The organism is Peribacillus sp. NPDC076916 (assembly GCF_050269675.1).
GTDB lineage: Bacteria > Bacillota > Bacilli > Bacillales > DSM-1321 > Peribacillus > Peribacillus aracenensis.
On sequence record NZ_JBNNIU010000001.1, the window covers coordinates 183,781 to 208,738 of the forward strand.

Below are 24,958 nucleotides of genomic sequence, written 5' to 3' on the forward strand. Positions count from 1 at the left end.
CTTTCACATTTGTGATGCGGGGCATAAAAAATACCCCGCCATTAAGGACAGGGTGTAGGTCATAAAGAGTGTGAGGACACGGAATGGTTTACACTTTATCCCGTTCTCATTCTCTTTACAGCAACACCCTTTTAAGCCTCTCTGGACTTCTTTTAAAAGGTGATTTATTGTTTTGATGCAATATCTTATTTTTCAAATATATCTCCGGATATTTTTTCACGGTCCGGAAGAATCAAGTTAAGAAGGATTCCGACGATGGCTGAAAGTGCCATTCCGGAAAGCGATACCGTTTCCGATAGTTGTACGAACGCCCCTCCTATTCCTAACACCAGGATGACTGAAGCTATCATCAGGTTCCTTTTCTTGTCAAAATCGACCTTATTATCAATCAGCATCCTCAATCCACTTGATGCGATGATTCCGAAGAGCAAGATGGAAATACCCCCCATCACAGCTGTAGGTATCGAGCTGATGACTGCTGAAATCTTACCGTTAAAGCCAAAGATGATTGCAGTCAATGCTGCCCCACCGATGATATACACACTGTACGCCTTTGTCATAGTCAGGACCCCAATATTCTCGCCATATGAAGTCAGCGGCGGCCCACCGATAAAGGAACCGATCATGATTCCTGCTCCATCTCCTAAAATCGAGCGATGCAAACCAGGATTTTCTAAAAAATTCCTGCCGACTACTTTGCTCAGTACCATCTGGTGCCCGATATGTTCTGATAAAGTTACGATGGCAACCGGTACCATGATGGCAATGACTTCCCATGAGAAGGACGGAGTATAGGTTACATATGGAAACATGAATTCAGGCATTTCCCACCATTGTGCTGACTTGATCGGTTCATAATCTATTATTCCTGCAACAGCCGAACAGCCGTAGCCGACTATGATTCCCATTAATATGGGGATCAAGTTAATGAATCCCTTAAAGAACACGTTACAGATGATGGTTACCGCTAAGGTGATCAGCGCTATCACTATATATGTGACGCTGTATTTATCTTGTGGATCATACATTGCCATGTCCACGGCCGTTCCTGCAAGGCTTAATCCGATTACGATAATCACCGGACCCACCACAACCGGAGGAAGTATATTCATTAACCAGCGCAATCCGACTTTTTGAATAATCAAAGCTACTATCCCATATATGAACCCTGCTGCAAAACAGCCGATCATGGCCGCTTCCGGACCTCCTAGAGCCTTAGCTGCTATGATTGGCGTAATGAAAGCGAAAGATGAACCGAGATAAGCTGGTATCTTACCTTTGGTTATCAATAAGTATGAAAGTGTGCCCAATCCGCTTGAAACCAGTGCTACCGCCGGGCTTAATCCTACCAAGAATGGCACCAGCACCGTTGCACCGAACATGGCGAACAAATGCTGGATGCTTAACGTTATCCACTGGCCAGCCTTTGGCACGTCCTCGACATCCAGTACGATGTCCCTTTTAGTTTCTTCCATTTCTGTATCCCCCTCATGAAAATCCCATCAAAACTGCAAAAACCCTCTTTGCAATATACAAAGAGGGTTTCTCGGAAGGCAAATGTCCATGCGTAGACACAACTCTCCCGATTGACTCCCCTTTGCCAGCCTCTCTGGACTGTCTTTAAAAGGGTAATATGAAATTTTCATGTTGTTTAGTTTTCTAATATAGTAACTTGGTCTACTTCATCTACTTCTGTTAAAGTAACCGTGATTTTTTCAGATTGGGAAGTCGGAACGTTTTTACCGACAAAATCCGCGCGAATCGGCAATTCCCTATGTCCCCTGTCTACTAATACGGCGAGCTGGATTTGCGAAGGTCTTCCCAAATCCACCAGAGCATCCATTGCCGCTCTTACGGTTCTGCCTGTGAAAAGAACATCATCCACTAAAATCACTTTCTTGTCAGTGATGTTGACCGGAATGTCTGAGCCTTTTACGATGGGTTCCCCATCATTGGTCTTTTTCGAAAGATCATCACGATAAAGTGTAATATCCAGTTCACCAAGTTCTATTTCCTTGCCTTCTATTTGATTGATGCGCTTTGCAAGACGGTCAGCGAGGAAAATCCCGCGAGTGCGTATCCCGATTAAGACGCAATCCTCAATACCCTTATTTTTCTCAATAATTTCATGGGCAATTCTCGTCAAGGCTCTGCTAATGGCCTGCTCATCAAGTACTATGGCTTTCTCATTCAACACGTCGGCCACCCCGATTCCTTTTTTCTGATAGTCAATTTCAACAAAAAATCCTCATGCCAAGAAGGCATGAGGATTTACTCGCCATGGGCATGGTTATCCCACTTTGCGTATCCGTTTCCTTCTCAGTCTCTCTGAACTGTGTTAAAGGTTCTTATTAAGTTGTTATTATAATATATCAAAAAAAAGAATTTGTCAATCCTTACTTCTACGTAATTGATTAATTAGATTTTCAAACTCTTCCGGAATCGGAGCTTCGAATTCCATATACTCATTTGTACGAGGATGGATGAAACCTAGAAGACCCGCGTGCAACGCTTGTCCATCTAATTTCAGTGTCTTTTTCGGACCATATTTCGGATCTCCCGCCAGCGGGAAGCCAATGTATTTCATGTGAACACGGATTTGATGTGTTCTTCCTGTTTCAAGCTGGCATTCCACCAAAGTGAAAGCTTTGAAGCGTTCGATGACACGGAAATGCGTGACAGCATTTTTGGAATTAGAATCTGTGACAGTCATGCTTTGGCGATCTTTTTTATCGCGGCCAATCGGTGCATCGATCGTCCCGAAGTCATGAGGGATCACACCATGAACTACAGCTTGATACTTACGGGTAACCGTTTTGTCAACAAGCTGCTGTACCAGTTTCTCATGTGCCATATCATTTTTGGCAACCATCAATAAACCTGATGTATCTTTGTCGATCCGATGGACGATTCCAGGCCGCATGACTCCGTTAATTCCAGAAAGGTCCTTGCAGTGAGCCATCAATCCATTTACAAGCGTGCCAGATACATGTCCCGGTGCCGGATGGACGACCATGCCGCTAGGTTTATTAACAACGAGTACATCTTTATCTTCATAATAGATATCCAAATCCATTTCCTCTGCTACCGCATCCAATTCCTCAAGATCAGGAATCGTCACTTCGATTGTATCGCCAGGAATAGCTTTGTAATTCGTCTTTATCGCCGTGCCATTTACCAAAACATGATCATCCTTAATCCATTGCTGGACCTGAGTACGTGACCATTCCTCATTCAAAGTGGAAAGAGCCTTATCAATCCTAACTCCTTTTAGTGTTTCATCGATGCTGTATAACCTTTTATCCATTATCTTTCTCCTTAGCGTTTTTTTCTTCTAAAAACATATGAATCACGAGCAGTCCGACACCAATTGAAAGCGCAGCATCAGCAACATTAAATACCGGGAAACTGTAGCTGAAAATATAGGCATGAACGAAATCCACTACTTCCTGACGAGCAACACGATCGATGAAATTACCAATCGCACCGCCTAGCATGAGAGCAAGTGCAACTCCAAGCAAAATGCTTCCCTTCGCCATTTTCTGAATATAATAGACAAGTCCAATAATGACAGCGATGGTGATGATGTAGAAAAACCACATTTGACCTTGTAGAATTCCCCATGCTGCCCCACGATTACGATGCGAGGTGATATATAGAAGGTTTTCAATAATTTCAATGCTTTCTCCGTACTCCATTTTTTTCACAATCATCCATTTTGTCAGCTGATCGAGAGCTATGACCAAAAGGGCAATCAAATAATAAAACACATTTTTTCCCCCAAACTAATCAAATCTTCACTTTTGAATTGTAGCATAAACTAGAAATAATGACTAATCCGAAAAGCATTAGTCTGCTAACTGTACCTGAAGAATATCGGGAAGATTGGATAAAGGTAAAATTCCCTATTGTGGTTTTAGCTTCATTCCCACAAAAAAAGCCGGCCCTTTATAAAAGGACCGGTTTTTTTGCGGGTATTATTGATTCACGTAATGCTCTTTCACGACTGTAGCACAACGCGGGCAAAGTGTTGGATGTTCTTCCACTTGACCTACTTCCTTCGAAACATTCCAGCAACGTTCACACGTTTCACCTTCTGCTTTTGTAACAAGGATCGCTATATCCTCAAGTTTAACCGCCTCTGCTGGGGCATTTGCCACATCGCCAGCGACTTCGAATTCGGATACGATGAATAGCTGTTCAAAGCTTTCCTTGATGCCATCAAGCAGATTCTTCGTTTCTTCATTAACATATACCATCACTTTAGCGTTCAGTGATTTTCCGATGACCTTCTTGTTACGGGCTTCTTCTAATGCTTTCAGAACATTATCACGGACATCCATGAACGCCGTCCATTTTTCTTCAATAACTTCAGCATCGTCAACGTTAATTTCTTCAGGCATCAATGTCAACTGTACACTTTCTTCCGTTACACCCGGAATGAACGCCCATACTTCATCAGCTGTATGAGAGAGGATCGGTGACACCAATTTGGTTAAGCTGACCAATGATTCGTAAAGGACCGTTTGAATGGCCAAGCGCTCTTTACCATCCGGAGCCTCACAATAAAGAATGTCTTTTGCATAATCAAGGTAGAACGAACTTAAATCCTGTGTACAGAAATTATTGACCATATTATAAATTGTAGCAAACTCATAATTTTCATAACTTAGCTTCGACTGTTTGATCAGTTTATTCAATTTAACGAGCATGTATCGATCGACTTCAGGCAATTCTTGGACTGCCACTTTATCGGTTTTTGGATTGAATCCATCCAAGTTCCCTAACAGGAAGCGGAATGTATTACGGATTTTACGGTAAACTTCCGAAACTTGTTTTAAAATAGGATCGGAAACCCTGACATCCGATTGATAATCCACCGAAGCTACCCAAAGGCGTAAGATATCAGCACCAAGTTGGTTCATGACCTTGGATGGCAGTACAACGTTCCCGATCGACTTACTCATTTTACGGCCTTCGCCATCCAATGCGAAACCGTGGCTAAGTACACCTTTATATGGTGCTTTGCCTGTAACTGCAACACTTGTTGAAAGTGATGAGTTAAACCAGCCGCGATATTGATCGGACCCTTCTAAATAAAGGTCAGCAGGCCGTCGCAAGTCGTCTCTCTCTTCAAGAACCGCTTGATGAGAAGAACCGGAATCGAACCAAACGTCCATGATATCCGTTTCTTTCGTGAAGATACCATTCGGGCTGCCTTCATGTGTATAGCCATCAGGCAGAAGATCTTTCGCATCACGCTCAAACCAGATGTTTGAACCGTGTTCGCGGAATAGCTTTGAAATATGGTTGATTGTTTCATCCGTAATGATCGGCTCGCCATTTTCTGCATAAAACACTGGGATTGGCACTCCCCAAGCGCGCTGGCGGGAAATGCACCAATCCCCGCGGTCACGGACCATATTAAATAGGCGCGTTTCGCCCCAAGCCGGTACCCATTTGGTTTCTTCAATCGCTTCCAGTAGTTCATTGCGGAAGTCTTTGATTGACGCAAACCATTGTGCTGTTGCACGGAAGATCGTTGGCTTCTTCGTCCGCCAGTCATGTGGGTAAGAGTGTGTAATGAACGTCAAATTCAATAACGCGCCTGCTTCAGTTAATTTTTCGGTAATAGGTTTATTTGCTTGATCATAAAATAATCCGGCAAATTCCCCTGCCTCTTCAGTCATGACTCCTTTTTCATCTACAGGACAAAGTACGTCCAAGCCGTATTTTTGCCCAACGATAAAGTCATCTTCACCATGGCCAGGCGCAGTATGAACACAACCCGTTCCAGCCTCAGTCGTTACGTGTTCACCTAACATCACTAAAGATTCACGGTCATAAAGAGGATGTTTGGCAACTGCACGGTCCAACTCGCTTCCTTTTACTGTTTTCAGGATAGACGGGTTTTCCCAGCCTAATGTTTCCGTAACCGACTCAAGCAGTGCCTCAGCAAGTAAGAATTTTTCATTTTCGACAGCCACTACTACGTAATTTAATTGCGGATGCAATGAAATACCAAGATTCGCCGGAATCGTCCATGGAGTTGTCGTCCAAATGATGATTTTGACGCCCTCTTCAATTACACCTTTGCCATCTGTTACTTCAAAAGCAACATAGATGGATGCAGAACGTTTGTCTTGATATTCAATTTCTGCTTCGGCAAGAGCTGATTCACTTGACGGGGACCAATAAACAGGTTTTTTCCCTTTATAAATATAGCCTTTTTTCGCCATTTCACCGAATACCTTGATTTGCTGTGCTTCATATTCAGGCTTTAATGTGATATAAGGATTATCCCAATCACCACGGACCCCTATTCTCTTAAACTGCTCACGTTGATTGTTAATCTGACCATAAGCATACTCTTCACAAAGCTTTCTGAATTCGGCAACGCTCATTTCTTTCCGTTTCACGCCTTTTTTTGTCAATGCCGTTTCAATCGGAAGCCCATGCGTATCCCAGCCAGGTACATACGGAGCTTGAAAACCGCTCATTGATTTAAATCGAACAATGAAATCCTTTAAAACCTTGTTCATTGCATGGCCCATATGGATATCGCCGTTTGCATACGGAGGTCCATCATGCAAAATGAATAAAGGACGCCCTTCCGTTTGTTCTTGCACTTTTTTATAGATGTTCATTTCATTCCATTTTTCTTGGATTTCCGGTTCACGCTTCGGCAAATTCCCCCGCATTGGAAATTCAGTTTTAGGCATCAATAAGGTATCTTTGTATTCCATCATAAAATCCTCCATCCGTCTTTACATAAATTCATTCGAACCGATGACTTGATATCCGGCCAAAATAAAAAGCCCTCTCATCCCTAAAAAAGGGACGAGAAAGCTTAGCTTCCCGCGGTACCACCCTGGCTAGAAAGATTCACAAAGTGAATCCAACCTCTCGAGCATTCGTAACGTGAATGAAACGCTTCATTTACTTACTGCAAAAGCAGGTTCAACTCAGAACTCAAGGGTGATCTTCAATATCTTCGCTTATTCCGGGCTTTCACCATCCCCGGTTCGCTAAAAATAAGTGTGTGAAGAATTTACTTTCCCTGTCATCGTCTAATTTCATAATGAATAGTATTGTTAAAAAATTATATGCGAAAAAAGTGTTCAAAGTCAAGGAATCGTTTAAATTTCCTCTTCCACTCTCTCATTTAATTCTATTTCAGTCGCATCCACTTCATAATCCAGAAGATGATCCCAATCGTCATTGTCCAGCAAATCGAGCTGTGCACCGACAAGCATTTTGAAACGCGTCCGGAATACTTTGGATTGCTTTTTCAAATCCTCTATATCCATCGCTATTTTCCTTGCTTTCACGAGTGACTCATTGACGATCCTGTCCGCGTTTTTCTCTGCTTCCTTTATGATCAGTTTCGCTTCTTTTTGGGCATTGCGCCTTAATTCTTCGGCTGCTTCCTGAGCGACAATAATCGACTTGTTAAGTGTACCCTCAATTGTCGTAAAATGTCCCAAACGATCAAAAGTCTCGTTCAGTTTATCTTCAAGTTCTTTCTTCTCCCTCAAAATCAGTTCATAATCTTTAATGACCTGGTCGAGAAATTCATTAACTTCATCTTCATCATACCCACGAAATACTTTGTTAAATTCCTTGTTATGTATATCTATCGGGGTTAAGGGCATTACGGCACCTCCAGAACGGTTTCTACTCTAGTATGTTAAAACTCTATATTCGACAATAAATTTATAAATCCTGCTTTTTATTGAATTATTTTTGTCTGCCTAACGAGATTCTCCACTTATCCTTCTTGGTTTTTCCATCGATTGAAGCTATTTTACATCTGCCAAAACCTCTGATGGAAAGTGTATCACCTTCACGGCATTCTTCCGAGACGTTTTCCGTTTGCTTGAAATTCACCTTTACTTTACCTGACGCTATCAAGGCCTGCGTTTTTTGACGGGACATGTTCAGGACGGACGAAAGCACACTGTCAATCCTAAGAGAACTGACGGTGGTTACTTGCTCTTCCCATTTTTCTTTAATTTGGACGATATCCTCGATTGGAAGCCGTCTGATGGAAACAGAAGCATTACCTATTTTCTCCAGATTCCCTGTGAGATACGAATCCATCTCCTCGGCAGCTATAAACTGAGTGTGCTCCTCCGTCACTATTATATCACCAAATTTTTCACGTTTTACCCCTAGTGACATTAAGGTTCCAAGTATTTGCCTATGTTCAAGCGTAACAAACTTTTTTGGATAGGAGATATCGTATAAGGAGATATTGAAATCCGATGGTTCAGGAGAATAATAATCAGGGTAAATGAGCGCACGTTTTCGCTCTACGAAATCGCCCCCGCCATTGAATTGCAGTTTCGCATCGGGATCATTCCCCAATAAGGAAGTAAGGATTTCCTGCTGACGCGGATCAAGAAAATCAGATAGTTTCGGAGCGTAGGAATTTTTAACCTGATCGATCCAATTCATAGCCTGGTCAATAAAATCTTTTTCCTCCGGCCTGAAATGCTGATAAATACTCATGATTGAATAAATGCTCCTTAGTTATCAAATTAATGGACGATCATAAGGAATTGATTAAACGGCTCTGCGTTGCTACTACACAGCGGAGAATCTTCCGACTGTGTAGTAAGATCATGTCAGGTTAGTTGTTGATCATCCTATTAAAGTCTGTAAGTAATAGATTCCATAACCGCTGGCAAAATTAAGTACCAGCAAAGCCACAAGAGGTGAAAGATCGATCATGCCAAGTGGCGGGATGAACTTTCTGAACGGTTCTAAATACGGTTCGCAAATCTTTTCCAGAAATTGACCAATCGATGTCTCCCTAGCATTAGGGAACCATGACATCAATATGTAACCGATTAATGCCATTGAATAAATTTCAATTAAATAATATAAACCCTGAAGCACTAAACCCATTAACCATTACCACCTCGCTTCTTCGTACTCCTCTTCGGCGGCGAAGCCGGTAATATTACCGGAAACATCGACGTTGTCCGGGGTACATAAGAATATATCTGTTCCGATTTTTTGGATATCCCCGCTGATTGCATAAACAGTCCCACTTAGAAAATCAATGATTCGCTTTCCTTGGTCATGCTGGATCCGTTGAAGGTTAACGACTACAGCACGCCTGTTTTTTAAATGGTCGGCTACCTCCTGGGCTTCTGCATAAGCTCGGGGCTCCAATAATACTACTTTAGAAGATTTCTGTACGCTTTGCAAACTTACGATATTCTGATTGGCATGATTCCCTGCAGAAGCGGACTGATGCTGTTTAGCTGACTTCACCACTTTTGGTTCAGCCTCCTCTTCTTCCATCACTTCATCCTTGTACTCATACTCATCATCCAGCGCGAAATAAGATTTAAATTTTGATACGAACGACATCTATAGGGTACCTCCTTAAAATTATTCGCCTACAAGTGCTGTACCAATCCTGATCATTGTAGCGCCTTCCTCGATGGCAATCATGAAATCATTGGACATCCCCATGGACAATTCAGTACAGGGGGCATGCTTCAACTCTAAATTTTGTATTTCAACCTGGATGCCTTTCAGTTTTCGGAAGCATTCCCGCAAAACCTGTTCATCATCGGTCAGTGGAGCCATTGTCATCAATCCTGCAACATTCACCTTATCAAACTTGGATAATCCTTTGATGAAATCCATCGTCTCCTCAGGACCCAGGCCATGTTTTGATTCCTCACCAGAAACATTCACCTGCACTAAACAGTTTATCGGCTCATTTGCACGTTTTTGAATTTCTTCTGCCAAAGAAATGCGATCCAATGAATGGATATACGAAATTTTATCGATGACATTCTTTACTTTGCGTGTTTGCATGGAACCGATATAATGCCAGTTTGGCTTGTCCTTCAGTACTTCATATTTAGTCAAAAGCCCTTCGTCACGGTTTTCACCCAAATCAAGTATTCCCGCTTCCAATGCTTCATTCGCTCTCTCGACCGAAACATATTTCGTCACCGCGATCAACTTTATCGCTTCACGGTCCCTTCCGCTTTTCTCACATGCTCTATTTATCTTTTCTTCGATGTTTTTTAAATTGTCCACTACTTTCACTGTTACTCTAAATCCTCCTTCCAACCGATAAAACTCATCAACCTGCCTGTCTTCCCGTTATCACGGCGATGTGAAAAAAACAACTCATGATCACAGCTGGTACAGTATGATGTAACGTCGATCTGACTTTTTGGAATTCCTGATTTTTGAAGAATCAATGCATTAAGTTGCTTAAGGTCTAACTGATATTGTCCTTCACTGATTAAATTATAGGGCTTTTCGTCAATATCTACCAGCATATTCTGCACTAAATCCATGACATAATCATCAACTACATAGCACTTCGAACAAATCGACGGTCCAATAACAGCAAATATCTCACTAGCTTTTATACCCTCACTCAGCCATGCCTCAACCATTTTTCGTGCAATTCCATTAACCGTACCCTTCCAGCCGGCATGTGCCACCCCAATCATACCATGTGCAGGAGCAAGAAAGTATAAGGGCACGCAGTCTGCATAGCAAAGGGTCAATAGAGCATTTTGGTCCTTCGTATAGAATCCGTCAGTCGCTTTAAAGGCTGAATCATAATCCGTAGCACCTCTCCCGCCATCGCGGCTGGTAACTTGATGGATTTTCGTTTCATGTGTCTGCTCGGCGCCTATCCATTCATTAAGCGGGAACGTCAGCTTATCAGCTATAATCCTGCGGTTTCCCTGGACATCTTCAAGTTTATCACCTACATGAAAACCGGTATTCAATGATTGAAATTCACCTGTACTGACTCCCCCATTTTTTGTGGTGAAGCCCGCTACGAGCTGGAGATTTTTTTGTCTCCAGCTGTCAATGAGCATATATTGATCTTTGATTAAAACAAATGGCTCTTTCATGCTATAAACCTCTTTATTTTTAGTCTAGTGTATCATATATTTGGGCCACGCACCTTTAAAACCGTTCATCTTTCACTTCTGCTTGAAAAACAGTCTGATGCTCAACAAGGATGACATCTGCACCGATTTTTTTTATTTTACGCCATGGGATCACAATATCTTGTTCCCTGCCAAAAAAACCCATTAATCTAGTTCCATTAGAAACGATGATGGCCTCTATTTTCCCCGTGGCCGTATTGATTTCAAGATCTGACATATTACCTAATTTCTTGCCATCCGCTATATTGACGATATCCTTAATTTGAAATTCGGAAATCCTGGTCACATCACTCAGCTCCTCAAAATTTCATCATAGATGAAGGTCCTATTCCTATGTATATGACATGATGCTCTCAAGGATGAAGAATACGATAAATAAACGTCCATTCGATCACGATCCCTTCCGGAAGGGATTTTCAACAAAATAAAAAAGCCGCTATGGATAAGTAGCGTTAAGCGGGTATTGACATTTTTGCCCTACCCGCTTCAGCTAACTTTTCTCATGCCCAGCTTCTACTGTTGGATATTTTTATTCATTTGTTTGATTGCCGCTTTTTCCAATCGGGAGACCTGTGCTTGTGAAATGCCGATTTCCTCGGCTACCTCCATTTGCGTCTTTCCTTGGAAAAACCGTTTGCGAAGGATCATTTTTTCCCGGTCATTCAACCGTCTCATGCCTTCATTTATAGCTATTTCATCAATCCAGGTACTATCTTTATTTTTTTCATCACTCAGTTGGTCGAGTACATAAATCGGATCCCCGCCATCATTATAAATCGGTTCAAAAAGTGAAACTGGATCTTGTATAGCATCTAGTGCAAAAACAATTTCTTCATGAGGCACTTCCAACACCTTGGCGATTTCTTCAGCTGTCGGCTCACGAAGGGTCTGGCTTATGAGCTTTTCTTTTACCTGCAAAGCTTTGTAAGCGATGTCTCTTAAAGAACGGGATACCCGAATCGGATTATTGTCACGAAGATATCTTCTGATTTCTCCAATAATCATCGGAACAGCATACGTTGAAAACTTAACATTTTGACCTAGGTCAAAGTTATCTATCGACTTCATCAACCCTATACAGCCTACCTGAAATAGATCATCTACATACTCTCCCCGATTGTTGAAGCGTTGAATGACGCTTAGAACGAGTCGAAGATTCCCGTTTACCAGTTTCTCTCTTGCTGAAATATCGCCATCTTGCAGTTCTTTAAAGAGTTTTCGCATTTCTTCATTCTTTAAAACCGGTAATTTTGATGTATCCACACCGCAGATTTCAACCTTATTACGAGACAAAATTATTCCCTCCTCACAGGAGCGCTGTACAAAAAACAGTATTTCCGCGGGAGGAAAAAATATGCACATGGCTAGAACAGAAAATCCCCATTATTTTTCAATATAGGTATCAAAGTATTGATTTGATTGACATTTAAGCACTTTATTTTTTTACACCATTTTATTAAATTCTTTACGAAGCCTCTTAATAATCCTTTTTTCCAAACGTGAAATGTAAGATTGGGATATCCCCAGCATGTCGGCAACATCCTTTTGGGTTTTTTCTTCTCCGCCTGCAAGCCCAAAACGGAGTTCCATTATCTGTTTTTCACGTTCGGATAACTGTGTAAGTGCTTTTGTCAGCAGCTTACGGTCAACATTTGCCTCAAGGTCTTTCGTGATAATGTCATCGTCCGTTCCAAGTACATCGGATAACAGAAGTTCATTTCCATCCCAATCAATATTCAGGGGTTCATCAAAAGAAACTTCAGAACGGATTTTGTTATTTCTGCGTAAATACATTAATATTTCATTCTCGATGCATCTCGAAGCATATGTAGCGAGTTTTATTTTCTTCTCAGGATTGAATGTATTCACAGCTTTGATCAAACCTATGGTTCCAATGCTGATTAAATCCTCAATATTGATCCCAGTATTTTCGAATTTCCTGGCAATATAAACCACCAGCCTTAAATTACGTTCAATCAAGATCGAACGTGCAGCTTCATCGCCATTGGGTAATTTATTGATCAGTATTGCCTCTTCTTCCTTCGAAAGGGGCGGGGGCAGTGCCTCACTCCCTCCTATATAAAATATTTCGTCCGTTTTCAATCCGAGCTTGAACAATAGTTTGTACCAAAAATAAGTGAGCCGAAGAATGAATTTCTTCAAAATAATTCTCCCTTCTAATAAACGGATTATGGGTCAAATTAAAGAGTGAATTGATGGTTCAGGAGGCATTTTGCACCGGTATCCCGGTTAACATTTTCGGGTGAACGATAGATTGATAGCTATTGTCGGGAGAGAGTTGCTGAAAGGTAAACGAAACGAGACCCTGCTTGACATGAAATTCTTTTTCTCCTTGAATGATTTTAATGTAATCCGGTTTGATTGCGGTTAACAGCTGATGTTCATGGCCCACGACTTTATAAGGGATGACACGCATTCTTCCTGTCCATGAATATTCTGGCTGCGTTTCCTGACTTATCAGGTTATCAGGATTTTTAAAGAGCTCTAGCATATCGTCCGGAATTCCTGCTTCCCTTCCTGAAAGAGAGATGATCATGACCGGGGAGCGTGTAATCGGATCATATAGTTGATTGCCGCTATCCACCAATCCATGAAATTTCCCTTCAAAGTCAGAGATTTTTACCGAAACCGAAACCATTTGTTCATGTGTAAGCTTGGTCATCTCCATCCCTTCTAGTGTTCGCTTGGAAAATTGCCATGCGAGCGGGAACCCGATCATTACGAATATCCAGCTGACAGGGTCGCCAAAACGGTTGATTCCTGCATATTGACCAGGGTCCTTGGACACGATTTGGAATTCAAATAAGTAGTGAAGTCCCAGAAGGATACCTCCCGATAAAAACGTCACGAAATATAAAGTGGCCACCGATTTCATGAAAAGTTTCAAACTATTAAACCCAAAGGTTGCCAGCACCATGACAAGGGATACTAAAATCTTCATGTACACTCGGTCGGCAATTGCATAAAAAGGAGTGAATGCCAATACGATAATGAAGGAACCAATCAATCCGCCGATGCATACCCGCCAAAGAGCTACCCTTCGTTTAAGAATGATTGCGGTCCAATATAAAAGGAGGCAGTCAAATAACCAATTCAACAACCAGATCACATCTAAATATAAAGTCAAACACCCTCCCCTCCTTTTATTAACAAACCTTCCACTAGCAAAAAGTATAGCGTACCTGCCGTTAGAAAGTGTGTCACTTTTTGTACTGAAAACTTAAGAGTTTTTCAGTCATTTTTACCCTTTTTGTAGAAAAACAGCCATTGATATTTTCAATACCGTCTTAGAGACTATCCTGCTCCCTTTTACTTCTGTCGATTTATGTTATAAAAGTTTAATAATTTATTGCTCTTTCATCTTTTTACATTTATGAATGAAAGTGAACAAATGATGTGGACTCCCTTCTGCCAAGTCATTCCCCCCAGTACAATTCCGTCTTCCAGCTCACAGGATAGCCAGAAAAGATCATGGATCCAATAATGCAGAATTCATTCATCACTTCGGTCCGAGTGAAACGCCCCATTATAAGGTCAATTGACACCAATTGCTTTTAAGAGTTCACATTATTAACGACAAAAAACCGTCCCCAAATGGGAACGGCAAATGACGTCGGTATTAACGGCGTCTATTACGGTTACGGAGGAAGGTTGGAATATCCAAGGCCTCATCACCTTGATTGGCATTACGTGCAGGCTGTTCATTGACTTCTTCTCTCTTCACTTCACGCTTCACGTTTGACTGTGGCGTTTGTTGTGTCTGAGGTCTTGATTGCTGCTGTTGTCCGAGTGTTGGACGTCCAGTAGGCCTAATTGAAGCTTCAACCTCGTTAAAACCTGTTGCAATTACCGTAACGACGATTTCATCTTTAAGGTTTTCATTGATAACCGAACCAAAAATCATGTTTACGTCTTGATCGGATGCAGTAGCCACGATATCGGCCGCTTCCTGGACTTCAAAAAGACTTAGGTTCGTGCCACCTGTAATATTCATCAGTACGCCTTGGGCACCATCAATCGATGTTTCAAGCAACGGACTGGAAATGGCTTTTTTCGCCGCTTCCGCCGCACGGTTTTCCCCTGAGGAAATCCCGATTCCCATAAGTGCGGAACCTTTGTTGGACATGATCGTCTTCACATCGGCAAAGTCCAAGTTAATAAGACCTGGAACAGCAATTAAATCTGAAATCCCTTGTACACCTTGGCGAAGTACATTATCGGCTTCACGGAATGCTTCAAGCATCGGCGTGCTTTTATCGACGATTTCAAGGAGGCGGTCGTTCGGAATGACGATCAGTGTGTCAACCGATTCCTTCATGGATGAAATCCCGCCTTGTGCCTGTGTTGCACGTTTTCGGCCTTCGAAAGTAAATGGACGTGTAACTACACCCACTGTAAGAGCCCCTAGATCTTTAGCGATGCCCGCTATGACAGGAGCAGCCCCTGTTCCCGTACCGCCGCCCATTCCAGCCGTTACGAAAACCATATCTGCCCCTTTAAGCGCTTCTTCAATCTGCTCTTTGCTTTCTTCGGCAGCTTTTTTTCCTACTTCGGGATTGGCACCTGCTCCCAAACCACGAGTAAGTTTCCCACCGATTTGCATTTTGATTTCTGCTTTAGATAGATTAAGAGCCTGTGCGTCAGTATTGACAGAAATAAACTCAACACCCTGTACACCATGCTCGATCATTCTGTTTACTGCATTGTTTCCGCCGCCGCCAACACCTATTACTTTTATCGTTGCTAATTGTTCTAGATTAGAATCAAACTCCAACATGACAATCCTCCTATTTTGACGAAATTCCCGATTCTTAATGATTGTTATTCAAAAAAGTAACCCAGGATTTTTTTGAATTTAGATTCACCTTTTTCACCTTGTTTTTTAGCCGTGTTCTCTTTGTTTTTCTGAGAAACCTTCTGGCTGCGCTGGTCGTTATCTTCTTGAGCTTGTCCAGCTGCTACAGGAGTTTTATTAGCGGTGTTTTTTTGCATTCTCTCTTTCTTGCATGCGTGTTTAATCAAACCAACAGCTGTCGTGTATTGGGGTTCCCTGACACCAATGTAATTCGGTTCAGCTGTCCTTACCCGGTTTTGGAACACATATTGAGCTAGCTCCAGAACTCCCGGCATCTTGACGACGCCCCCGGTCAACACGAAACCACCTGGTATATCCTGGAATCCAAGTCTCTTCAAATCATCTTGAATCAACTCGAATATTTCGGTCACCCGCGCTTCAATGATATCCGAAAGCATTAACTGGTTGCAGGTCTGCTGCTGATCGCTGCCGATGATCGGTATTTGGAATACTTCATCTTCAGACGCATCATCATAAAAGGCATGTCCATGCTTTACTTTTATTTTCTCAGCTTCATCCATCGTTGTCCTTAGAACGATGGAAAGGTCCTTCGTAAGTGTTTCCCCGCCTATAGGTATCACAGACGTATATTGTAAATAGCCTTGTTCGAAAATTGCCAGAGTCGTGGAACCACCGCCAATATCGACAAGTGCCACACCAAGTTCTTTTTCATCCTTGGATAAAACAAGGGAACCTGCGGCTAACGGCTGAAGGGCAATATCGGTTATTTCCAACCCTGCCCTTTCCACACAGCGCAGTGTGTTATGTAAAATTGTCCGAAGACCTGTGATTAAAATCCCCCTCATTTCCAACCGGACACCTATCATGCCCCTTGGATCACTGATTTCATCAAGTTCATCAACTTTGTAGTGAATCGGCACCACGTCGATGATTTCCCTGTCGGATGGTATCGTTATTAACTCCGCTGCTTCCCTAACACGGAAAACGTCATGCTCGGTAATCTCTTTATTGTCACTGGATACCGCTACTACCCCATGACACGGCTGAAGCGTCACGTGATTTCCGCTTATGCCGACGATTACCTTCTTAATCTCCATCCCTATCATCCGTTCTGCTTGCTCTATAGCCTTTTGAATGGATTGGACGGTTTCATCTATACCGACGATCGAACCCTTTTTGAGCCCTTCTGATTTAACATTTCCTACGCCGATTATATTTAATGTGTCATTGACCATTTCCCCAATGATAACTTTTACACTGGATGTACCGATGTCAAGACTTACGTATATTTCGTTGCTGTTCATTCCATGGCACCTCCTTCAGTTTTATACATGTATTGTAGATTAACATTTTTATATCGAAGTCTTATACATTATAGAATAACAGAACTGATTACAACAACTCGCGAATTTCATGGATATTCGGTTCATTTTGTATTTCCCGAACGAAACTCGTAGATTTCCCACTTTATGGTGCTTATTGTTCGCTTCTCAACGAGACTGATACACTTAATAAACTAGATACTGCCATAAACTATTCGTCATTTATAACTTAATTCCCTTTAAAATTATAGATTTTTTTTCTGCTTTTTCCGGGAAATGGACCATTTTTCAATTAGGATCCTTCTAATCAGGGCTATATTTTGAAAGAGCCTAACACCGAACACAAAGATTGCGGCTAAATATAAGTCTACACCAAGATGTACACCTAGAAAAGCCAAACCTGCGGCTAAAACAATATTAAAGAAGAATCCTGTTACAAATACAACTTCATCATAAAGATTTTGCAAATGAGCCCGTATGCCCCCAAATAAGGTATCAAAAGCAGCAAGCACGGCAATGGAAAGATAATTTGAATATTCATGGGGAATATCAAAATCCACCAAAAAGCCAAGGGTGATTCCAATTAATAACCCAAAAACCGGAAGCCACATTACGATTCCCCCCCATCCATAATGGGTTCCATATGTTCCACATTAATAGCATTTTGGTAGGCCGGCAAAGTCAACTCACCGGAAGGTACATCGATCTGCACTTCAAAATTATCTATAAAGAAATCATCCATAAGTTCGGAACCTTCAATGCGTTGCTTCAGTTTCTTTGGATTAACGGTTATCGCCTTTATTTCGACCGGGTAATGAACAAGAGGATAACCGTCCATTTTCGGCTGCCCATTAATATCACGAATAACCGATGTTGATATATACCTTTGTCCTGAAATGGAAATTTCGTCAGCGCCATATCTATACATTTCATTAATGAGCCGAATGATCAAAACAGGTGAAATATACTCGACCTTCTCACCAAGTAGGATATCTGCTTTGATGGGCTGTATAGATACGATTACCCCATTACCTTTAATTTCGGTCAAACCTGCGTCTGTCTTTAATTCGGTCAGGGTGTCACGCAATACTTCTTCCTTACTCTCATTTTTCTTTGTTTCATAGGATGCTATTTTTCCCTCAAGCTTTCTGATACCCTCTATTAAATCCGCCTGGGTCTGCTGTTCTTTCAATAAATCATTTTTCAGCTCCCACATATCCCTTGTATCGGAAACGACAGGCTGATTCACCAAATTGAATTGAATAGCGAGCATGAAGCCAGCAATCAACGTAACCAAACTAAAAGAAAGCTTTTTTTTCATTTCCAGTTTCTCACCAATCTTTCATCGAATCCGGCGGTCTGATCACCCTCCAATAATTGGATCAAAAATGATATTCTTTTGCTTTTCCACTGTAAAGATAATATTCTCATTAACCAGCTGTTCCTTGATGCCACCGGGTAAGTCCAGTGAAGCACCCAGGACATCCGGGTCCCCAATCGCAGATATGATGAAGGGAGCAGGATGTTGATGACCATCGATTGTAATCACAGGCCCATTACAGATTATGTATGAATCATGATTTAACCTTTGACCGTTAATCGCAACAGCCTCTGCACCTGATATGTATAGTTCATTGACGACCTTGAAGACATGCTGTTCATGGACGAGGTAATTATTAACATTGGCTTTTGAATCCATATCCGTACCATCTTCAAGAGTCACCTGCAGGCCTGAGCCTTTTACTTTCACTTTCCCGAGAAACATACGGTATTTTTCCGTATCCTTTGCCAAATTGAAAAAAAGCTGCTTTTCCTGCGCTAGGTCTTTTTCTATTTGGGATACATTTTCTTGCTTCTGAAGGAGTTCCTTCTGAAGTTCCCGGTTCTGCTTCTCTTGTTCAATCAGCTGCTGCCTGAGTTCATATTCCTGATCCCAGGCCTTGTCCTCCCCTGCACCCTCACCTTCTTTGGTCAGATTGTAAGAGAAGGCAATCATGAATCCGAGAACTACGCAAACCAGGGGTAAAACCACCCGTTTGCCATTAATTTTCCTCATTAGTGTCTTCCTTTTGTTCAGCGTCTTCATATGCCTTAAAATAAGAACCCACTTCCAGATCGATGACTCCCTTTACATTCGGATCCAACTGGCTGACAATTGATGGATAGTGAATCATTTTCTCGTATAAAGTCCGGCTTGTCGCACTTACTTCAAACCCATCGTTCATATACATGACGATATGGTAGACATCAGTTTTGGTTGGAGCGTAATGAATTTCTGAAATGGCATTCTGAATCTCGACAGGAAGCTTGTCCAGCTCTTCTAAAAGCAACTTTAATGCTTTACCCTCTTTGAAACCAATTAAAACAGGGGCAAATACTGGAATTTCGCCTGTTGCCAACTCCTCTAAAACGGACCCGTTCTCCAAAATGGGAGCAAACTTCCCATTATTGGACAGATATGCCATCCTATTATGTTCCGACACCGTAATTTTTATGGAATTAGGAAATATCGGAGTCACCTTAACGCTTTTTATTTCTTGATTTTTTTTGATATTGGCTGCAGCTTCCCCTGTATCAACCTTCCAGATGCTTCGATCTTTCTTCACCTTACTCAGTTTAATGATCTGTTTGGAAGTAATATAACGATTTCCCTCTACCTGCACGGATTTCACATAGCTTAACGGAGATAAGAAATATAGCACACAAGCAACCAGAATGAAGAAAAGGGAAAGCAAAAGAACAAGCCGCCTGTTTGCTTTGCTTTTTCTTAATTGTTTTAATTTCGGGATGCGGTCCTCAATGGAAACGATTTTCCCCTTTTCCATCCCCTTCACCTCTTCCTGAAAAAATGGATGGTTCTTGACAGTGCGAAATCAAGACAAATTCTATATTTGGTCATTAACAAACTTTAAAAGGTAACACATTATATCACAATATTTGGATATAATGAATCTATTATTTTCTGCCGATAATTTCCACTTCTGTTTCCATTTCGACTTCAAATTTATCAAACACAGTATCCTTCACATGCTGTATCAACGCTTGAACATCCGCTGCGCTTCCATTACCTGTGTTAACGATAAAGTTCCCATGCATTGGTGAAATCTGAGCTCCGCCAATAGAATGTCCCTTCAGGCCTGCATTTTCGACCAATTTACCAGCATGGTGTGGAAGTGGGTTTCTAAATATGCTCCCGGCACACGGAAGATTATACGGCTGGGTATCTTTACGATAATTCTTGTTATTCTGCATTCTTTCAACGATTTCGGTTCTATCACCCTCTGTCAATTGAAAAATCGCTTCCAGTACAATACCAGGTCTTTTCTTCTGAAGCAGAGAAGTTCGATAAGAAAACTCCATTTCTTCTTTCGAAAGCCAAGCTAAGGTTCCATCTTCAAATAGAACATGTGCCTCCTTGAGAATTTCACTCATATCGGAACCGTGTGCACCAGCGTTCATATAGACTGCTCCGCCGACGGAACCGGGAATCCCACTGGCAAATTCCAATCCTGCATATCCTTTTTTACTGATTTGTACGGACAGGCTGACAAGCGATACCCCAGCTCCTGCTTTGATCTCCGGCCCATTTATCTCGAGATGATCAAGTCCTTTACCCAATTTAAGCACGGCACCTTCAATTCCGCCATCACTGACAAGTAGGTTCGAGCCCCTGCCGATCACCGTCCATGGAATCTCATTTTCTTTGATGACCTTCATTGTTTTTTCTATATTTTCAATGGATGACGGCACGATGAATAAATCAGCCGGCCCCCCAATTTTCATAGTTGTATGATTTGCAAGCGGTTCCTGTTCAAGAACTTTGCCGATTTTCATTTCAGTTAATTGCTTTATCACATTATCCATGATAAACCTCCTTGTTGTTCCAAAAATTCCAAGTTATAATTTTCATTTCCTCTTCCATGAGGTCACTTAAATGACAAGATTAATTACGCCTTTTTAGCAGAAAATGAGCAGAAGCAAGCCCCAGTACGGCCTAACCCTCTTATACTATAGTCTAAACAAAGACGTATTGCCAATATTTATTGTGGATTCCTCAACATTCATACATGGTAATATTTAAGCGGCATTTCATTTATTTCTAAATTTCGGCAAAGCACAATCCAAAATCGTTTTCCTGCAAAGGTTTTCAACGTAAAAAAGGAAGCCCTGCGTTTAACAGAACTTCCCTTTAGCCAAACCCTATATTTCACTTATTTTCAGAACCTTGAATAACGGCTAATATTCAGGAGCACCCCAATCGCCATCAACATGAGCGTCAATGATGAACCGCCATAACTTAAGAGGGGCAAGGTGATACCCGTAACTGGCATCAAACCCGTTACCACACCTATATTGATCATAACTTGAATGGCGACCATTGCAATGATCCCCACCGCTACAAGGCTCCCATATAAATCAGGGGCGCCAAGTGCGATCCGAATGCCCCGCCAAAGCATGAGCGCAAATAATAAAATGACCAGAGAACCCCCGATGAAGCCAAGTTCCTCGGAAAGTATGGCAAAGATGAAATCAGTCTGCGGTTCTGGTAAATAGAAAAACTTTTGGCGGCTTTGCCCGAGTCCCAATCCGAACAATCCCCCGGGTCCGATTGCATAAAACGATTGAATCATTTGAAATCCACTGCCCAAAGGGTCTTCCCAAGGATCCAGAAAAGACGTGATCCTTTTTATCCGGTAGGGCGCTGATAAAATCAGACCAACAAAACCTGCTACCCCGATTAGCCCCAAGCCGACAAAATGACTGATTTTTGCCCCGGATATAAAAATCATAACGATGCACGTTCCAACCATCACCGTTCCCGTTCCAAGGTCCGGCTGTAACATGATCAATCCAAATGCCAAAAACACTAAACCCAAGGATGGAAGCATCCCTTTTTTAAAGGAGGTGATCAACTTTTGCCGTTCTGATAAAAACTTAGCTAAAAAAGCGATCATCGCCAGCTTCATGAACTCAGAGGGCTGCACCGAAAAGGCACCTACACCAATCCAGCTTCTCGAACCATTTCTCGCCATTCCTATACCTGGTACAAGCACAGCCAGTAACATAATGAAACAAATGATGATAAGGATTTTGGCCCATGTCCGCCACGTCCAGTAATCCACATTCATGATGAAAAACATGGCTATGACACCAACGCAGGCAAATAGCAACTGCCTTTTAGCAAAATAAAACGAATCATCAAATTTATATGTTGCCCAAATGGCACTCGCGCTGTAAACCATGATTAATCCAACAGTCAAAAGACTTAAGGTGACGATAATGAGAATGAGATCAGGATTCGATTTTTTTAATGGCACGGACATCCACCTCTAGGAAGTTTTTCGAGCCTGCGAATATAAAACATCAATGCTGATTGCTTGTCAGCACTTTAGTCAAAAAAAAAGCGATAACGGCTCATTATCGCTTTTTTCCATGGTGTCAACGTAGAAGCAAGTTAACTTCTCTCTGCGAAAGCTCTTACTTAAGTTTATGCACGGCCTCCATAAACATGTCTCCTCTTTGCTCAAAAGTTTTATATTGATCCCAGCTTGCACAAGCCGGGGAGAGAAGAATGCAGTCGCCTTCATTTGATAATTCAAATGCAGCCGGCACGGCCTTTTCTACATTATCGACACGTTTTATATTCGCTATTCCTAATTCTTTTGCTACCCGTTCAATTTTTTCTGCCGTTTCACCAAAAGTTATCACGGCTTTGACATTTTCCATCGCCGGTTTCAACTCATCAAATTCATTTCCGCGATCCAAACCGCCCGCCAATAAGATGACAGGTTCAGTAAAGGAAGTTAGCGCTTTGGATGCTGCTAGAATGTTCGTCGCTTTCGAATCATTATAAAATTTACGGTGATCGATCGTTGCCACAAACTGCAGACGGTGCTCCACACCATAAAATGTTTTCAGTACAGTCTGAATGGCTTCGTTAGCTACACCCTTCAGTTTGGCCGCTGAGATGGCCGCAAGCACATTTTCCAAATTGTGCTTACCAGGAAGGGCTATTTCTGAAACTTCAATGATTTTTTCTCCTCGGAAACTGACGGCACCATCTTCCACATAGGCTCCATTCTCATGTTTCACTTCAGCTGAAAAAGGAACAAGTTCAGCCTTGGTCTTTTTCGCCATGGACAAAACAAGATCTTGATCTGCATTAAAAATCATGAAATCTGAGGCTATTTGATTTTTCGTAATCGCAGCTTTTGCTTCGACATATTCCTGTTTGGAACTGTGATAATCCAAATGTGCATCATACAAATTTGTCACGATTGAAATTTCAGGACGGAATTCGTCTATTCCCATTAACTGAAACGATGATAATTCAATGACGATCGAATCATCGGGTTTTGCATTTTCAGCAACACCAGAAGCCACTGTCCCGATATTACCTGCAACCAGCGGGGATTTTTCACCGGTCTTCAACATTTCGTATATCAATGTTGTAGTGGTCGTTTTCCCATTTGTACCAGTGATTCCTATGAAAGGCGCCTCACTTATCTGATAGGCCAGTTCAACTTCCGTGATAACAGGGATCCCTTTTTCCAATGCCCCTTTTACGATAGGGTTCCGATAGGGGATTCCCGGGTTTTTCACGATCAGCTCGAAACCCTCATCAAGAAGCTCGATCGGATGACTGCCGCAGATGACTTTGATTCCCTGTTCAAGAAGTCCTTGAGCCTCAGGATTTTCCGATAATGGCTTCATGTCATTAACCGTCACGAAAGCACCTAATTTATGTAGAAGCGAAGCTGCAATCACTCCGCTTTTTGCCAAACCCAATACTAATATCTTTTTCTCTGAATACTTTGCAGTCTCTTTCAATTATATCCACACCTCTAAATAGATTCCGAGTACCGCACACAGCAGCCCCACTGTCCAGAAAGTAACGACGACGCGCCATTCCGACCAGCCGGAAAGCTCATAATGGTGATGAAGCGGACTCATTTTAAAAATACGTTTACCAGTCGTCTTAAAAGATCCTACCTGCAAGATGACCGAGAGCGTCTCAATCACGAAGACTCCGCCGATGATCACCAGGAGGATTTCAAGCTTCGTTAACAAGGCGATGGTTGCGATCGCCCCCCCAAGGGCCAAGGAACCCGTATCCCCCATGAAAACCTTTGCTGGATGTGCATTGAATACCAAGAACCCGAGTACTGCACCAACAACCGCCACTGAAAAAATAGCGACATCATATTGTGACTGACTCCAGGCCAAAATGGCAAAAGCACCAAAGGCAATGGCAGATGTTCCTGAGACAAGTCCATCAAGCCCATCCGTCAAATTGACGGCATTCGAAAAACCTACGAGCCAGAAAATAACGATAAACAGATAAAACCAGCCAAAATCAAAAGCAAAGTCAGTACCTGGAATAGTCAATTCTGGATTAAAACGGTCTGTCTGCTTAAAGACAAAGTAAAAGATGACAGAAATCACAATTTGTCCAAGCAGTTTTTGCTTGGAAGTCAATCCCAGGTTTCGCTTCATGACCACTTTGATGAAATCATCCAGGAAACCTAATAAACCAAAACCTAAAGTAACGAATAATAATAAATACGTTTCAGTTGAAGGTGACGAAAATTTCAAAGTCATGACTAGTGTAGCGATGGTTACAGATAATAATATGACCAAACCGCCCATGGTGGGTGTGCCAGTTTTCTTCAGATGCGATTGTGGGCCTTCTTCCCTAATACTTTGCCCGAATTTCAATCTTCTTAAAAACGGGATGAAAATCGGCGAAAGAAGAACGGTTACTAAAAACGCCACCAAAATCGTATAAAAAATCACTTGTTCCAACATTCCTTACTCCCTCATTCCTAACACAATTCAAATATAAAAATCTG

General features: G+C 41.9%; 25 protein-coding genes. All 25 read right to left on the reverse strand.

What is annotated here, in order from left to right; genetic code table 11:
• Positions 1–185: 185 nt before the first annotated feature.
• A complete protein-coding gene (locus ACQKFG_RS00895; protein ID WP_192203976.1) occupies positions 186–1,475 on the reverse strand; it encodes a solute carrier family 23 protein in 1,290 nt (429 codons plus the stop codon).
• 176 nt (positions 1,476–1,651) lie between these two features.
• A complete protein-coding gene (gene pyrR, locus ACQKFG_RS00900; protein WP_192203975.1) occupies positions 1,652–2,194 on the reverse strand; it encodes a bifunctional pyr operon transcriptional regulator/uracil phosphoribosyltransferase PyrR in 543 nt (180 codons plus the stop codon).
• Positions 2,195–2,389: 195 nt separating this feature from the next.
• Positions 2,390–3,307 carry an RluA family pseudouridine synthase gene (locus ACQKFG_RS00905; RefSeq protein ID WP_076366639.1) on the reverse strand — a complete coding sequence of 306 codons (918 nt, stop codon included), beginning with the start codon at positions 3,305–3,307 and terminating at the stop codon, positions 2,390–2,392.
• Positions 3,300–3,770, reverse strand: a complete 471-nt coding sequence (gene lspA, locus ACQKFG_RS00910; protein ID WP_192203974.1) for a signal peptidase II — start codon at positions 3,768–3,770, stop codon at positions 3,300–3,302. Before lspA ends, ACQKFG_RS00905 begins: the two co-directional genes overlap by 8 nt.
• A gap of 207 nt (positions 3,771–3,977) precedes the next feature.
• Positions 3,978–6,746: an isoleucine--tRNA ligase gene (gene ileS, locus ACQKFG_RS00915; RefSeq protein WP_342615808.1), complete on the reverse strand. Its 2,769-nt coding sequence runs from the start codon at positions 6,744–6,746 to the stop codon at positions 3,978–3,980.
• 393 nt (positions 6,747–7,139) lie between these two features.
• Positions 7,140–7,655 carry a DivIVA domain-containing protein gene (locus ACQKFG_RS00920; RefSeq protein WP_034313857.1) on the reverse strand — a complete coding sequence of 172 codons (516 nt, stop codon included), beginning with the start codon at positions 7,653–7,655 and terminating at the stop codon, positions 7,140–7,142.
• An 85-nt stretch (positions 7,656–7,740) separates the two neighbouring features.
• The gene (locus ACQKFG_RS00925; protein WP_192203973.1) at positions 7,741–8,514 is read right to left on the reverse strand and encodes an RNA-binding protein; all 774 of its coding nucleotides are present in this window, start codon (positions 8,512–8,514) and stop codon (positions 7,741–7,743) included.
• A gap of 132 nt (positions 8,515–8,646) precedes the next feature.
• On the reverse strand, positions 8,647–8,913 hold the full coding sequence (locus ACQKFG_RS00930; protein ID WP_053345253.1) for a YggT family protein: 267 nt from the start codon (positions 8,911–8,913) through the stop codon (positions 8,647–8,649).
• Between the two features lie 6 nt (positions 8,914–8,919).
• Positions 8,920–9,384 carry a cell division protein SepF gene (locus ACQKFG_RS00935; RefSeq protein WP_076366647.1) on the reverse strand — a complete coding sequence of 155 codons (465 nt, stop codon included), beginning with the start codon at positions 9,382–9,384 and terminating at the stop codon, positions 8,920–8,922.
• 21 nt (positions 9,385–9,405) lie between these two features.
• Complete coding sequence (locus ACQKFG_RS00940) at positions 9,406–10,077, reverse strand: YggS family pyridoxal phosphate-dependent enzyme (protein WP_427555539.1); 672 nt, start codon at positions 10,075–10,077, stop codon at positions 9,406–9,408.
• Positions 10,078–10,079: 2 nt separating this feature from the next.
• Positions 10,080–10,907, reverse strand: coding sequence for a peptidoglycan editing factor PgeF (gene pgeF, locus ACQKFG_RS00945; RefSeq protein WP_349729621.1), 828 nt, complete (start codon positions 10,905–10,907; stop codon positions 10,080–10,082).
• Between the two features lie 55 nt (positions 10,908–10,962).
• Positions 10,963–11,232, reverse strand: a complete 270-nt coding sequence (locus ACQKFG_RS00950; RefSeq protein WP_076366653.1) for a YlmC/YmxH family sporulation protein — start codon at positions 11,230–11,232, stop codon at positions 10,963–10,965.
• A 227-nt stretch (positions 11,233–11,459) separates the two neighbouring features.
• Positions 11,460–12,239 (reverse strand): RNA polymerase sporulation sigma factor SigG, encoded by a 780-nt coding sequence (gene sigG / locus ACQKFG_RS00955; RefSeq protein WP_034313871.1) that lies wholly within the window; start codon positions 12,237–12,239, stop codon positions 11,460–11,462.
• Between the two features lie 150 nt (positions 12,240–12,389).
• Positions 12,390–13,109: an RNA polymerase sporulation sigma factor SigE gene (gene sigE / locus ACQKFG_RS00960; RefSeq protein WP_034313874.1), complete on the reverse strand. Its 720-nt coding sequence runs from the start codon at positions 13,107–13,109 to the stop codon at positions 12,390–12,392.
• Between the two features lie 58 nt (positions 13,110–13,167).
• A complete protein-coding gene (gene spoIIGA / locus ACQKFG_RS00965) occupies positions 13,168–14,094 on the reverse strand; it encodes a sigma-E processing peptidase SpoIIGA (RefSeq protein WP_427555543.1) in 927 nt (308 codons plus the stop codon).
• 492 nt (positions 14,095–14,586) lie between these two features.
• The gene (ftsZ, locus tag ACQKFG_RS00970; RefSeq protein WP_034313879.1) at positions 14,587–15,744 is read right to left on the reverse strand and encodes a cell division protein FtsZ; all 1,158 of its coding nucleotides are present in this window, start codon (positions 15,742–15,744) and stop codon (positions 14,587–14,589) included.
• A 44-nt stretch (positions 15,745–15,788) separates the two neighbouring features.
• A complete protein-coding gene (gene ftsA / locus ACQKFG_RS00975) occupies positions 15,789–17,087 on the reverse strand; it encodes a cell division protein FtsA (protein WP_192203970.1) in 1,299 nt (432 codons plus the stop codon).
• A 263-nt stretch (positions 17,088–17,350) separates the two neighbouring features.
• Positions 17,351–17,716, reverse strand: a complete 366-nt coding sequence (locus ACQKFG_RS00980) for a small basic family protein (protein WP_098371078.1) — start codon at positions 17,714–17,716, stop codon at positions 17,351–17,353.
• Positions 17,716–18,426 (reverse strand): DUF881 domain-containing protein, encoded by a 711-nt coding sequence (locus ACQKFG_RS00985; protein WP_342615346.1) that lies wholly within the window; start codon positions 18,424–18,426, stop codon positions 17,716–17,718. Before ACQKFG_RS00985 ends, ACQKFG_RS00980 begins: the two co-directional genes overlap by 1 nt.
• 42 nt (positions 18,427–18,468) lie before the next feature.
• Positions 18,469–19,161, reverse strand: coding sequence for a DUF881 domain-containing protein (locus ACQKFG_RS00990; protein WP_427555548.1), 693 nt, complete (start codon positions 19,159–19,161; stop codon positions 18,469–18,471).
• Entirely contained in the window at positions 19,148–19,930 is a 783-nt protein-coding gene (locus tag ACQKFG_RS00995; RefSeq protein WP_349729619.1) for a cell division protein FtsQ/DivIB, read from the reverse strand. Before ACQKFG_RS00995 ends, ACQKFG_RS00990 begins: the two co-directional genes overlap by 14 nt.
• Positions 19,931–20,060: 130 nt before the next feature.
• Positions 20,061–20,969 carry a UDP-N-acetylmuramate dehydrogenase gene (gene murB / locus ACQKFG_RS01000; protein WP_192203966.1) on the reverse strand — a complete coding sequence of 303 codons (909 nt, stop codon included), beginning with the start codon at positions 20,967–20,969 and terminating at the stop codon, positions 20,061–20,063.
• Between the two features lie 353 nt (positions 20,970–21,322).
• Positions 21,323–22,423, reverse strand: a complete 1,101-nt coding sequence (spoVE, locus tag ACQKFG_RS01005) for a stage V sporulation protein E (protein ID WP_192203965.1) — start codon at positions 22,421–22,423, stop codon at positions 21,323–21,325.
• 160 nt (positions 22,424–22,583) lie between these two features.
• Positions 22,584–23,936 (reverse strand): UDP-N-acetylmuramoyl-L-alanine--D-glutamate ligase, encoded by a 1,353-nt coding sequence (gene murD, locus ACQKFG_RS01010; RefSeq protein WP_192203964.1) that lies wholly within the window; start codon positions 23,934–23,936, stop codon positions 22,584–22,586.
• Positions 23,937–24,914 (reverse strand): phospho-N-acetylmuramoyl-pentapeptide-transferase, encoded by a 978-nt coding sequence (gene mraY, locus ACQKFG_RS01015; RefSeq protein WP_192203963.1) that lies wholly within the window; start codon positions 24,912–24,914, stop codon positions 23,937–23,939.
• Positions 24,915–24,958: the final 44 nt, after the last annotated feature.